Source organism: Agrobacterium sp. 6Ca8 (assembly GCF_055382765.1).
Map to the genome: position 1 here is coordinate 85,425 of NZ_AP026433.1, position 12,517 is coordinate 97,941.

The 12,517-nt window shown below is 57.8% G+C and carries 11 protein-coding genes and 1 tRNA gene; 7 read left to right on the plus strand and 5 right to left on the minus strand.

From position 1 onward, the window contains the following. Positions 1–118 precede the first annotated feature (118 nt). The 6 genes from ACZ5A6_RS00410 (at position 119) to ACZ5A6_RS00435 (ending at position 7,954) form a co-directional block, all read left to right on the plus strand. Positions 119–1,168 (plus strand): ABC transporter ATP-binding protein, encoded by a 1,050-nt coding sequence (locus ACZ5A6_RS00410; RefSeq protein ID WP_013635410.1) that lies wholly within the window; start codon positions 119–121, stop codon positions 1,166–1,168. Between the two features lie 153 nt (positions 1,169–1,321). Then, a complete protein-coding gene (locus ACZ5A6_RS00415; RefSeq protein WP_003514886.1) occupies positions 1,322–2,338 on the plus strand; it encodes an extracellular solute-binding protein in 1,017 nt (338 codons plus the stop codon). A gap of 72 nt (positions 2,339–2,410) precedes the next feature. Further along, a complete protein-coding gene (locus tag ACZ5A6_RS00420; RefSeq protein WP_065659891.1) occupies positions 2,411–4,087 on the plus strand; it encodes an ABC transporter permease in 1,677 nt (558 codons plus the stop codon). Positions 4,088–4,277: 190 nt separating this feature from the next. Further along, entirely contained in the window at positions 4,278–6,449 is a 2,172-nt protein-coding gene (locus tag ACZ5A6_RS00425) for a TonB-dependent siderophore receptor (RefSeq protein WP_236776010.1), read from the plus strand. A 102-nt stretch (positions 6,450–6,551) separates the two neighbouring features. Beyond that, the gene (locus tag ACZ5A6_RS00430; protein ID WP_013635414.1) at positions 6,552–7,433 is read left to right on the plus strand and encodes a helix-turn-helix transcriptional regulator; all 882 of its coding nucleotides are present in this window, start codon (positions 6,552–6,554) and stop codon (positions 7,431–7,433) included. A 128-nt stretch (positions 7,434–7,561) separates the two neighbouring features. After that, positions 7,562–7,954, plus strand: coding sequence for a PRC-barrel domain-containing protein (locus tag ACZ5A6_RS00435; RefSeq protein WP_003514894.1), 393 nt, complete (start codon positions 7,562–7,564; stop codon positions 7,952–7,954). A gap of 66 nt (positions 7,955–8,020) precedes the next feature. On the opposite strand, the gene ACZ5A6_RS00440 is transcribed toward ACZ5A6_RS00435, so the two are convergent. The 4 genes from ACZ5A6_RS00440 to ACZ5A6_RS00455 form a co-directional block, all read right to left on the minus strand. Continuing rightward, positions 8,021–8,263: a DUF982 domain-containing protein gene (locus ACZ5A6_RS00440; protein ID WP_003514896.1), complete on the minus strand. Its 243-nt coding sequence runs from the start codon at positions 8,261–8,263 to the stop codon at positions 8,021–8,023. Between the two features lie 327 nt (positions 8,264–8,590). After that, positions 8,591–8,749 carry a YqaE/Pmp3 family membrane protein gene (locus tag ACZ5A6_RS00445; RefSeq protein ID WP_003514897.1) on the minus strand — a complete coding sequence of 53 codons (159 nt, stop codon included), beginning with the start codon at positions 8,747–8,749 and terminating at the stop codon, positions 8,591–8,593. 167 nt (positions 8,750–8,916) lie between these two features. After that, positions 8,917–8,992, minus strand: a tRNA-Thr gene (locus tag ACZ5A6_RS00450). A gap of 137 nt (positions 8,993–9,129) precedes the next feature. Continuing rightward, positions 9,130–10,092 carry an NAD(P)H-dependent flavin oxidoreductase gene (locus ACZ5A6_RS00455; RefSeq protein ID WP_003514899.1) on the minus strand — a complete coding sequence of 321 codons (963 nt, stop codon included), beginning with the start codon at positions 10,090–10,092 and terminating at the stop codon, positions 9,130–9,132. A gap of 255 nt (positions 10,093–10,347) precedes the next feature. Between ACZ5A6_RS00455 and ACZ5A6_RS00460 the strand changes: the two genes are divergently transcribed. Beyond that, the gene (locus tag ACZ5A6_RS00460; RefSeq protein ID WP_003514901.1) at positions 10,348–11,493 is read left to right on the plus strand and encodes a hypothetical protein; all 1,146 of its coding nucleotides are present in this window, start codon (positions 10,348–10,350) and stop codon (positions 11,491–11,493) included. A gap of 61 nt (positions 11,494–11,554) precedes the next feature. Here ACZ5A6_RS00460 and ppk2 read toward each other — a convergent pair whose 3' ends face one another. Further along, positions 11,555–12,436: a polyphosphate kinase 2 gene (gene ppk2, locus ACZ5A6_RS00465; protein WP_003514903.1), complete on the minus strand. Its 882-nt coding sequence runs from the start codon at positions 12,434–12,436 to the stop codon at positions 11,555–11,557. Between the last annotated feature and the right edge of the window lie 81 nt (positions 12,437–12,517).

Here is a 12,517-nt window from a genome sequence, read left to right on the forward strand (position 1 = left end):
TCAATATTCCTGCCGAACATCTCGCAACCTCGTGAATGGAAACCTATTTTCCCCGCCTTTTGACTTTAATCCTGATTTGAGCGATCAACATAATTCGCAAAGCAGGGCAGGATTGGAAATGGCAGGCAACGCAGCGCTTGAACTGAAATCGGTCGGAAAAAGATTCGGCGATACGGATGTATTGTCCGATATCGATCTGACCGTCGAACGCGGCGAAATCATTTGTCTGGTGGGACGTTCCGGCTGTGGAAAATCGACCCTGCTGCGCATTATAGCGGGTGTGGAAACGCCGGATCATGGCAGCGTTTGTGTGAATGGCGCAGTCGTTGCTGGTCCGGCTGGTTTCGTGGAACCGGAAAAGCGCAATATCGGTTTCGTCTTTCAGGATTATGCGCTCTTCCCGCATCTCACTGTCGAACAGAATGTGATGTTTGGTCTCAGGTCATTGCCAAAGGCCGAGGCCCGCCGCCGGGCTGCGGAGATGATCGAGCACGTTCATCTGCAGGAGTTGGCCAAGCGCTATCCGCACACGCTTTCGGGCGGTGAGCAGCAGCGCGTAGCCCTCGCCCGCGCCCTTGCCCCGCAACCCGGCCTGCTGTTGATGGATGAGCCCTTTTCCAATCTGGACCGGGGATTGCGCGACACTGTGCGCGAGGAAACGCTGGGCGTCCTGCGGCAACTGGGCACGACGGCGATCATGGTCACCCATGATCCGGAAGAAGCGCTTTCCGCCGGCGATCGTGTGGTGCTGATGCAGCGCGGTCGTATCGTCCAGAGCGGCACGGGCTACGAAATCCACGATCACCCCAAAAGCCGCTACGCCGCCGATTTTTTCTGCGCCTTCAACAAGATCGAGGGCAGGGTGAGGGAGGGGCGCGTGGAAACGCCGCTCGGGCCTCTGGGCGATGCGTCCGGTCTGGCGGAAGGTCTTGCCGCCACCGCCTATGTTCGCCCCAATGCGATTTCGATCATCGAGGACAGCGCTGCGAAAGACGGGATTGCCGGCGAAATATCAAGTCGTGTGTTCCTCGGCGAGATCGAACAACTCGGCATAGCCGTTCCCGGCCTTCCAGCCGACCTGCGCGTCAGGACGATGCAGCGCACACCCGCCAAGACCAAGGCCGTCCGCTTCGGCATCGATCCGAAGGGTGTCCTGATATTTACCTGAAGTTGAATGAGCGGATTTGCATGTTTATTTTCGCTCCATTTTCAACTGTTGGTGATCGAAACCCGTCTGAAAACGGCCAAATAAAACTTGATTTGATACGTCATGTATGATGTTTGCTCCCCCTATATTGCGCATCGAAGAGGGAGACACACCATGACGAAATTTGCCAAACTTGCCCTGCTTGCCAGCACGGTCGCCTTTGCAGCGGGATCAGTCAGCGCTGCTGAACTGAATATCTACACCACGAGAGAGCCGGCCCTGATCCAGCCCTTGCTGGAATCCTTCACGGCCTCCAGCGGTGTCAAGGTCAACACCGTGTTCCTCAAGGATGGCCTTGCAGAGCGCGTTCTGAGCGAGGGCGCAAGCTCACCTGCCGACGTGCTGATGACGGTGGATGCCGGCAATCTCGTCGATCTCGCGGAAAAGGGTGTTACCCAGCCGGTTGAATCCGAAACGCTGAACAAGGCTATTCCGGCGGAACTTCGCGACGCCAAGGGCCACTGGTTCGCACTTTCCATGCGTGCCCGCGTTCTCTATGCGGCGAAGGATCTCGACCTTGCCTCCTTCAACTATGAAGACCTGGCAGATGCGAAGTGGAAGGGCAAGATCTGCATTCGCGCCGGCCAGCATCCCTATAATACGGCTCTCTTTGCCGACTACATCGCTCACTATGGCGCAGCGGACACCGAAAAGTGGCTTGCCGGCGTCAAGGAAAACCTGGCCCGCAAGGCAGGCGGCGGCGACCGTGACGTTGCCAAGGATATCCTCGGTGGCATTTGCGATATCGGCATCGCCAACTCCTATTATGTCGGCCTGATGCGCTCGGGCAAGGGCGGCGAGGAGCAGGTGAAGTGGGGCGACGCGATCAAGGTCGTTCTGCCGACGTTCAAGAATGGTGGCACGCAGGTCAACATCAGCGGTGCGGCTGTTGCCAAGAACGCTCCGAACAAGGCCGAAGCCGTCAAGCTTCTGGAATACCTTGTTTCGGACGAAGCCCAGAAGATCTATGCCGAAGCCAACTTCGAATATCCGGTCAGGCAGGGCGCAGCACTCAACGACATCGTTGCCTCCTTCGGCACCCTGAAGGTTGACAACAAGTCGCTGACGGAGATCGTCTCTCATCGCAAACAGGCGAGCGAGCTGGTCGACAAGGTCGGTTTCGACCAGTAAAGGCCAATTGGCGACAACAAGTTGGAAGGCGTTCGCATCCGCGGGCGCCTTCCCTGTATTTTCAAGAAGCTCATGAATCCAGACGCCGTCCAGCCATTGATGCCCCGCGCAAGACCAAGGTTTTCATCCTCCTTCTGGTGGCTGAGCCTGTCTCTGGCAGCGGTCTGCGGCGCCATGCTGCCGGTTCTGGCACTCGTCTCGCAGGCGGTGCAGGGGTCTGATGGCCTGTGGTCCCATCTTGGTTCGAGCGTGATTTTGACGGCTTTGCCGGATACCGCAGTTCTGATGCTCGGCGTCGGGTTGCTGGCCGGTGTTATCGGCACATTTGCCGCCTGGCTGGTTACGGCCTATGATTTTCCCGGCCGCAAAATACTGGAATGGGCGCTGCTGCTGCCGCTCGCCATGCCCACCTATATCGTCGCTTACGCCTATCTCGATATCCTGCATCCGATCGGGCCGGTGCAGGGGGCGATCCGCTGGCTGCTCGGCTATTCCAGCCCGCGTGAATTCCGCCTGCCGGATATAAGGTCCATGACGGGCTGCATCATCCTGCTCGGTTTCGTGCTGTTTCCCTATGTCTATATTCCCGTGCGCGCCATGTTCCTCACGCAGGCGGGCAACCTGCTTGAAGCGGCACGCACGCTTGGCGTTTCCAGACGCGCGGCTTTCTTCAAGGTTGCGGTGCCTTTGGCGCGCCCGGCCGTCGCGGTCGGCATCAGCCTTGCCCTGATGGAAGCGCTGAACGATATCGGCGCATCAGAATTTCTTGGTGTCCGAACACTCACCGTTTCGGTCTATACCACATGGGTCACGAAATCCGACCTGCCCGGTGCGGCGCAGATCGCGCTTTCCATGTTATTCATCGTGGTTGCCCTCGTGGCATTTGAACGATGGGCGCGGCGCAAGCAGCGTTATACCGTGTCGGCGCAGAAAAGCAGGGAACTGGAGCCTGTGCGTCTCACTGGTCTTAAAGCTTGCGGTGCCTTTGCGCTCGGCAGCCTGCCGGTTCTGATCGGCTTCGTGGCGCCGGCAAGCTATCTCGTCACCGAGGCATGGAAGCGTTTCCGGTTCAGCGGACTGTCGTCCCGTTTTGCCGATGAGGCTCTGAATACCATCCTCTTTGCCGGACTGGCGACGGCGATCACCCTCGTCCTCGGCCTTGCGGTCGCTTACGCGATGCGCCTTGCTCCGGGACGCCTCTCGCTCTGGTCCTACCGGCTTTCCACGGTAGGTTACGCGGCCCCCGGCACGGTCATCGCCATAGGTGTGCTGATTGCGCTTGGCGGCTTCGACCGGTTTGTCGACCAGACCATGCGCGACTGGTTCGGCATATCCACCGGTCTCATTTTCATCGGCAGCGGTGCGGCCCTGATTTACGCCTATTCGGCGCGGTTCCTCACCATTGCGGCTGGCGGCGTTGATGCCGGCCTGAGTCGTATCCCGCAATCCTTCGATCACGCCTCGCGAACGCTGGGACGATCCGCAACACAGACATTCAGACAGATCCATCTGCCGCTTTCAAAGGCATCGCTGGCCGCCGCCGCCTTGCTGATCTTCGTCGATTGCGTCAAGGAACTTCCCGCCACACTCCTGTTACGGCCGCTGAATTTCGAGACTTTCGCAACCCATCTTTACGGTGAGGCGGCGCGTGGCACCTACGAGGAAGCGTCGATTGCGGCACTGGCGATCGTCGTCATCGGCATCCTGCCAGTCATGCAGCTTGCAAGGATCGGGCGGCGCAAGGGCTGACGCCTGCACCATAAATGACAGGCGCAAAACTTTGCGAGAAGCCAATAAGCTTCAAATCTCCCCAGAAAATGACAAGCATCCGGCCTTAATCCTGATGTAAATACTCAGCTTAATTGAGGTGCTGCGGCCTGCCGTGTATAAACGTCGGCCGTGATCTGTTTCGGGGCATATCTTGAAAAATTTGCATGAGATGTTTTTGGGCCGCCTGGCTTTGGGAACGGCTGCCATTGTTTTGATGGCGCCATTGGTAGGTCACGCACAGCAGACGACCGTCCTGCGTGAGATCACCGTCGAGGGGCAGGGCGCGGAAAACGCCACTGGTCCGGTCCGGGGGTACGTTGCGAAGAAAAGCGCGACGGGTTCGAAAACTGAGACGGAAACGAAGGACATTCCCCAGTCCGTATCGGTCGTCGGCCGAAAGGAAATGGATGACCGTGGCGTCGTGACCAAGATCGACGAGGTACTGCGCTACACGCCCGGCGTAACGGCGGAACCTTTCGGCACCGACCCGGATACGGACTGGTTTTACATTCGCGGTTTCCAGGCAACCCAGACCGGCGTGTTTCTGGATGGGCTGAACCTGTTCAGCTACGGTTTCGGCGGTTTCCAGATGGATGCCTATGGTTTGGAGCGGGTGGAGGTGCTGAAGGGACCGGCTTCGGTGCTCTACGGCGGCGCCAATCCCGGCGGCATCGTGCAGATGGTTCGCAAGCGCCCGCAGGATGAGCCAGTCCGCGAAACGGAAATCGGCATCAACAATTTCGGCAATGCTTTCTTCGGTTTTGATCTCGGCGACAAGATCGATGGTGAGGGCGTGTGGAAATACCGCGTCACTGGCAAGGTCTCGGGCGGCGATAATTACACCGACTACTCCGAGGATCTGCGTGGCTTCATCATGCCGCAGATCACCTTCGAGTCGGATGCTCAGACCAGTGCCACGCTCTACGGCTATTTCTCGGCGCTGGATCAGGTCCATGTCGGCAATGGCTTCCTGCCCTATGTCGGGACTGTGGTTGACGCACCTTTTGGCAAGCTCGACCGCAAGGCCTTTTATGGCGAGCCTGATATCGACAATGGTCGCGTCTACCAGTCCATGGTGGGTTACGAAGTCAGCCACGAATTCGACAATGGCTGGAAGATCAGCCAAAACGCCCGCTACGGCCACCTCTACAAGCACGAAACCGGACCCTATGCGGGCGGCTGGGCCAATACCGACGCCAATGGCCAGCCAATCCTCGATGCCACCACCAATGACTATATGCTGACCCGCTTTGGTTATGACGGCCTGTCGAAGGTCGACAGTTTCGGCGTCGACAACCGCGTCGAAGGCCAGTTCGATACCGGTGCTGTCAGCCATTCGTTGCTCTTCGGTCTCGATTATAAATACTACAAGCTGGATCAGGTGCAGGCGTGCTGCGGATCGAATGCGATCGGTGCGCTCAACCCGGTCTATGGTTCGACGCAGGGAACGAATTTCGTCTACGCCAATAACGTGGTGACGCAGCAGCAGATCGGCATCTATGCACAGGACCAGCTGCGTTTCGGCGATGGCTGGCTGGTAACGCTGAACGGGCGCTACGATTACGTCGATACCGAACTGAACAACAGGCTGCCAGCGGGTGTGTCTCGCCGCTCAAATGACGATGCGCTAAGCGGTCGCGCCGGTCTTGCCTATGAATTCGACAATGGCCTGACGCCCTATGTCTCGGCGGCCACCTTCTTCAATCCGCTCATCGATACACTTGCGGATGGCAGCTCCGCCGTACCCGAGGAAGGACATCAGTTCGAGGCCGGTATCAAATACGAGCCGACCTTCTTCGATGGCAGCATCACCGCCTCTGTCTTCAAGCTTGTGAAGGACAACGCCATCGTTTCCTATACCGCCGGCGGCGTAACGACGAGCGGCCAGTTCGGACAGGTGGAGTCTACCGGCTTTGAGCTGGAGGCGAAGGCCAATCTCACCGACAACTGGAAAACCATCGCCTCCTATTCCTATACCGATCTCGATATCACCAAGGACGCCAATCCTAACCTGATCGGCAAATCTCCGTGGATCGTGCCTGCTCACACCGCGTCGCTTTGGGTGGATTACGCCTTCACCGATGATACGTTTGAAGGCCTCAGTATTGGCGGCGGCGTGCGTTATCAGGGCAAGTCCTGGGCAGATGCGGCAAACACGCTGCGTGTTCCGGATGCTGCGGTCTTCGATGCCGCGATCCGCTACGAGAAGAACGACTGGACGGCATCCGTCAACGTCGCGAATGTCTTCGACAAGGAATACGTCAAGAGTTGCGCCGGCGTCTCGGTTTGCGGCTGGGGTGACAGCCGCACCATCACCTTCAAGCTTTCCAAGAAGTGGTAACGGGTAGCTGGCAGTTGCGGGAAAAATAGTTTGCCCCTATAAACATGAATAATCTTATCATGTTTATAGGGGCGCCTTTGCGCCTTGCGGGATCGAGAGGCCATGGCTTTCCGCGTTCGGATGGAAAATGAGATCGAGGGCTTTGCCGTCATCGGCGGCCCACGCTCGCGGGTGTGGAACGGCATCGTCGCCGATCTCTGGGACGTGCGTTGCGCATCGAAGGCGGGTGGCCGCTATGTCGGCAAGGACCCGCGTTTCGTTTTCCTGCTCGATATGGATGGGACGAATGATGGCCGGTTCATGATGAACCGTAGCCGCCGCGACAATTACGCGTCATCCGAAGCGAACCGCATTTCCTTCGTACCGGCCGACCTGGATATACATGCGGAACTCAGCAATGTTTCCTTCGTGCGCCATCTCGATCTGCACTTCGATGCGGGATTGCTGGGGGCGCGGCTGGTGCAGGGGTTCGATCCGCACGGGTTGCTCGATCCGCACCTGATGTTCGAGGATGAGCGCCTGCTGGTGCTTGCGCGGCTGATCGCCGCCGAATGTGATAATCCAGACCCTTTGCACGATCTATACGGCGAAAGCCTCGTGCTGGCGCTATTGACGGATTTCCTCAAGGTGAAGCGGGAGCCGGTCAAAAAACGCAGCAAGCTGGCCTCCTGGCAGTTGAGGGCGGCGACCGATTACATTCGCGAACATTGCCTGCGGTCGATAAGGCTGGAGGAACTGGCAGAACTCACCAACCTGTCGCAATCCCATTTCAGCCACGCCTTCAAGGCGTCGACAGGCGTACCGCCGCATCAATGGCAGATGCAGGCGCGTATCGATCGGGTCAAGGACCTGATGATGCGAACCGACATGGCGCTGACCGACATCGCTATCGCAGCCGGGTTTTCGGATCAGGCGCATTTTTCCCGCGTCTTCCGTAAAATGGTCGGTGTTTCTCCTTCCGTCTGGCAAAAAATCCGCCAATAGGGCTTTTTCCGCGCCTCCTGATCCGCGTCTTCAGTCCGCAGCGCGCGAAAAGCTTCGGAACGAATTTCTGGTGGAGGGGTTTACCAGGCGTAATACTCACGAGGAAAAAACCAAGGAGGAAAGACGTTATGTTGCATCAAGAACCCCGTGCCGGGCAGGACCCTTACGTCAAGGATACACCGAGCCTGATCGCCAGCGACAAGGTTGAAGGCACGCGCGTCTATGGCGCCGATGGTAAGCATATCGGCTCGATCCAGCGGATCATTCTGGAAAAACGCGGCGGCCGTGTTGCCTATGCGGTTTTGAGCTTTGGTGGCTTTTTCGGAATCGGCGACGACTATTATCCGCTGCCGTGGGAAAAGCTCCATTACGACGAAGAGCTTGATGGCTATCGCATCGATCTTACCAAAGAGCAGATCGAAAATGCGCCTCACTTCGCCAACCTGGACGATGATGACCTGCTGCATGCGCGAGACCGCAAGGTTTACGACTACTACGGCGTCGCACCTTACTGGATGTAGATCGAACGAAATATAGCAAGCATGAAAATGGCCCCTTTCGAGGGGCCATTTGTCGTCTGAATATGGTCAGTGCGGATTTTTCTGCATCTCGGAAACCGCATCGGTAAAACACTTTCGCGCTTCCTCCGGCGATTTGCGTCCATCAAGCGCAGCGCGGCAGGCGCTTCTGGCTCTCACGAAACTCAATCCGCGAATTTTGGGCCAGCCTTCCGTCAATAACATCAGTGCCTCGAACGGGCCGGCGATAACGCTTTTGCCCTTCGCCTCGAGATTGACCTCGACAGGCTCTGTCCATCTCTCGTTCTTCATCGTGCACCTCCCAGAGCAACGCGATCCCGAAATACACCCGACAGCAAAGCAACCCATGAACGCAGCCGTGTGTTACCGCTGATTAGAATAAGCGCAAGCGATCGAATTGACAACGGTGATCAACGAAAGCCGAAAAACGAAAGAATCGCCAGAACGATGACGACGAGGCCCACGATGTAGATGATCTGGTTCATGATTTTCTCCTTAGCTGGTGTCATCACCATAACGTGAGGGAGAAGATGAGGTTCCAGTCGGTATTACGAATTTAATCACGTACTAAAATATTGTGCGCATCTGATGGTTGTCCCGTCATATCCTGCGCAAATCTCATTTGCGCAGGATCACCCAGATCGCGTGAATGATGCCGGGAATGTAACCGCAAAGTGTGAGCAGGATATTCAACCAGAAATGCAGGCCAAGTCCGACCTGGAGAAACACGCCAACCGGCGGAAGAATGATGGCGATGAGAATACGAAGGACATCCACGATGGCAGGCTTTCCATTTGATTGCGACTTGCTGCTCAACGTGCGGAGGCCTGTTTGGTTTCAAAGGTTTTATGATTGCAGCAGCAGCGCCAAATGACGATTTCCGCCAGTGGACAACGCCGCGCCAAAGGCAACTCAATGTCGGAAATGAATTTTTTAAGAAGAAATGGTGCCGCTTACGTGACTCGAACACGTGACCCCGTCATTACGAATGACGTGCTCTACCAACTGAGCTAAAGCGGCCCGATTGTGACCCGTTTGTTACGGATCAGCTTCATGGCGGGCTGATACAGGCAATGCTGACGGATTTCAAGCCTTGAATGCGCGGGTTTCGAAAAATCCGAAAAAAAGCTTTGCCTGCCCGTTGTTTATAGGTGGCCTCAGCCTCTCGCGCAGATGCGCTGTCTGGCTGCCTCATACTCGCGTACCAGCCGATCGACGAGGTCAGCCACCGGCTCCACCACCTTGACCGCGCCGATGCCTTGTCCGGCGCCCCAGATATCCTTCCAGGCCTTTGCTCCGCCGGTGGCGGTTTCGAAGTCCATCTTGGAAGGGTCCGCTTCGGGCAGGTTGTCGGGGTCCATGCCTGAGGCGACGATCGAGCTTTTCAGGTAGTTGCCGTGTACGCCCGTGAAATAGTTCGAATAAACGATGTCCTTGGCCTGTGCCTCCACGATCGCCTGCTTGTAAGCGTCGGAGGCCCGGGCTTCCTGCGTCGCGATGAAGGGGGAGCCTATATAGGCCATATCCGCGCCCATGGCCTGCGCCGCAAGGATGGAGCCGCCATTGGCGATGGCGCCAGCCAGCAGCAGGGGGCCATCAAACCATTCGCGGATTTCCTGAACCAGGGCGAAGGGTGAAAGCGTGCCCGCATGTCCGCCGGCACCCGTTGCCACTGCAATCAGCCCGTCCGCGCCCTTGCGGATGGCGGAGCGGGCGTGGCGATCGTTGATGACATCATGCAGCACGATACCGCCATAGGAATGCACGGCCGCATTGACTTCCGGTACTGCACCGAGCGAGGAAATCACCACCGGCACCTTGTATTTGACGCAGAGGCCGAGATCGTGTTCCAGCCGCCGGTTGGACATATGTACGATCTGGTTGACGGCGAAAGGAGCGGCCGGGCGCTCGGGGTTAGCCTTGTTGTGGGCGGCCAGCTCCTCGGTGATCATTGCCAGCCATTCGTCCAGCTGGCTTTCGGGCCGCGCATTCAGCGCCGGGAAAGCGCCGATGACACCCGCCTTGCATTGCGCCAGCGTCAATTGCGGATGCGAAATAATGAATAGCGGTGACGCTATGACCGGAAGACGCAGATTGTCTTTCAGCACGGACGGCAGCATGTCTCCTCCCACAGATTACGTTTACGCGCACGTAAGTCAATATCGTGTTCGGCAGCGGATTGAAAGCGAAAACAGCGTCGCACTGGCCCGCCAGACCTGCGCTCGCAGCGCCACAATGGATCGATTTTCCCCAAGGCAATCCGGTCTTTATCGCAAACGATGCTTGCGGAGGCGCGGCATAGCCGTTACCGAATCGTAAACCAATGGCGCACTGCCACATATTTTTTGCGAAGAGCAGTAGAATAAGGATCGGTCGTGAGCGGACTGGAAACGGCAATCAGAAATGCTCTGGAAAAATCGGACAGATCGAACGCCGAAGTTCGTGCACGAATTTACCAATCGTCCCGTCAGGCACTGGAAGCGGGCCTGCGCAAGCAGGGCATAGACGACCCGCAGATTGTGGGCCAGCAGCGCCAGCGGCTCGAAAGCCTGATCCATGTTATAGAGAATGAAGAGCGGAATCGTCTTCTGGACAGGGTGGAGCAGCAGTTGCGGCCGCCTGTGCCGGAAAGTGCGGCGCATGACGGCCCCTCGGTCGATCCCGTCTCACAATCGCAGCATCACGGCGATATGGCCGTCGAGCCGGAATTGCGTGGCGAAACGCGCGATGTGCGGCCGGGCGCCGCTGCGGCTCCGGAACCTCTGAGTGCTGGACGTCGTAATGGAAAACCGCCAAGAAGAGGCTCCAGCGCAGGTGACGCCTCGCTCGCGTTTCGTCCGGAAGGTGCCGTTGGCCGCCGCAAGCGTCGCGGACTTTTCGCCCGCCTTTTCATGCTCGTGACACTGCTTGCCTTTGTTGGTTTCGGCGCCTGGTGGGTCTATTCCTCCGGCCTGCTGCTCACGCCGGAGCAGCGCGATACCAGCGTGCCCAATCCGCCGGCACAAGTCCAGGCGGAGGACTTCAACGGTACTGAGCCCGCGCCGAGCCTTTCCGCCGGCCGCGGTTTTTCCGACGACTGGGTGGAAGTATTTAATGCGGAGCGCGGCAGTTCCGGAGTTTCGGCAGGCCCCCGCGCCAATGTCGAGAACATCGCCACACCCGCCGGCAAGGCGATACGGGTGACCTCGAGAAGCGTCTCTCAGGACGGCGCAATCAGCGTCGAGGTTCCGGTGGAAGTGATGCGCGACATGGCGGGTAAATCCTCGACCATCTCGATCACGCTGCAATCCTCCAGCGATCGGCAAACGCAGGTTTCCGTAGCATGCGATTTCGCCACGTTGGGCGATTGCTCCCGTCACCGTTTCACGGCCACGGCCGAGCGTGCGGATATGCTGCTGAACACGACGTTCGAGCGTTCGCTTGCCCCGAATGCGCCCGGCAAGATCTTCATCAACAGCGATATCGATGGCAATGCCCGCCCGGTGAACCTGTACTCCGTGCGCATTTTGCCGGGTCAGTAAGAATCCAGCAAGAAGAGGGAACAAGCGCCGCAGCCGGGGCGCTTGTTGACGTCTCCCAGTCTTATTTCAGAAAACCCGGTCCTGATCCAAGGATCTTGTCGTCGATTTCGCCAATCGCCTTTTTGTCCTTGCCGTCGTAGTCAAGCGTATTGAGGATGTGGCGAATGAGGTTCACCCTCGCACGGCGTTTGTCGTTGGCGCGCACCACCGTCCACGGGGCGACATCGGTGTGGGTCTTTTCCAGCATCTCGTCGCGCTTTTGTGTGTAGTCGTCCCACTTCGTCAGCGCGGCGATATCCATGTCGGAAAGCTTCCAGCATTTCAGCGGGCTGTGGCGACGGTCATGGAAGCGCTCGATCTGCGTTTCGCGGCCGATATCAAGCCAGAACTTGAACAGATGAACACCCTCATGGACCAGCATCTTTTCGAGGCGTGGTGTTTCCTTGAGAAAGCGCTTGTGCTCTTCCGGGGTGCAGAAGCCCATGACAGGCTCCACCCCGGCGCGGTTATACCAGGAACGGTCGAAGAGGACGAATTCTCCAGCCGTCGGGAAATGCGAGATATAGCGCTGGAAATACCATTGGCCACGCTCGGTCTCGGTTGGTTTGGTCAGCGCCACGACACGGGCATAGCGGGGGTTGAGGTAAGCGTGGGCCGCAAAGATCGCGCCGCCCTTTCCGGCAGCATCGCGTCCTTCGAAGACTGCCATCACCCGTTTGCCGGTGGCCTGCAGCCAGAACTGCACCTTGACCAGCTCCACCTGCAGCGCCTCGAGGGTGGCGTCGTATTCCTCCCGCTTCATCTTTTTGTCGTAAGGAAAATCTCCGGCGGAAAGCTTTTTCTCCTCCACCCAGTCGGGAAGAACCGGATCGTCGATGTCGAAGCTGCGCAGCTTGCCGCCAATGGTGATCTCCACCGATCGCTTCTTCGTTTCTTCGCCCATGCTTTCCTCCTGATGTTGTTGTGTAAAGGCAACTCGCTGCCAATGAGTTCATATCCACCCGCATAATTCAAGTGAAAGAGG

Bases quoted from the DNA above. Each gene is read 5' to 3' on its own strand.
- ACZ5A6_RS00410 (WP_013635410.1), top strand. From the start codon at position 119: ATGGCAGGCAACGCAGCGCTTGAACTGAAATCGGTCGGAAAAAGATTC.
- ACZ5A6_RS00415 (WP_003514886.1), top strand. From the start codon at position 1,322: ATGACGAAATTTGCCAAACTTGCCCTGCTTGCCAGCACGGTCGCCTTT.
- ACZ5A6_RS00420 (WP_065659891.1), top strand. From the start codon at position 2,411: ATGAATCCAGACGCCGTCCAGCCATTGATGCCCCGCGCAAGACCAAGG.
- ACZ5A6_RS00425 (WP_236776010.1), top strand. From the start codon at position 4,278: ATGTTTTTGGGCCGCCTGGCTTTGGGAACGGCTGCCATTGTTTTGATG.
- ACZ5A6_RS00430 (WP_013635414.1), top strand. From the start codon at position 6,552: ATGGCTTTCCGCGTTCGGATGGAAAATGAGATCGAGGGCTTTGCCGTC.
- ACZ5A6_RS00435 (WP_003514894.1), top strand. From the start codon at position 7,562: ATGTTGCATCAAGAACCCCGTGCCGGGCAGGACCCTTACGTCAAGGAT.
- ACZ5A6_RS00440 (WP_003514896.1), bottom strand. From the start codon at position 8,263: ATGAAGAACGAGAGATGGACAGAGCCTGTCGAGGTCAATCTCGAGGCG.
- ACZ5A6_RS00455 (WP_003514899.1), bottom strand. From the start codon at position 10,092: ATGCTGCCGTCCGTGCTGAAAGACAATCTGCGTCTTCCGGTCATAGCG.
- ppk2 (WP_003514903.1), bottom strand. From the start codon at position 12,436: ATGGGCGAAGAAACGAAGAAGCGATCGGTGGAGATCACCATTGGCGGC.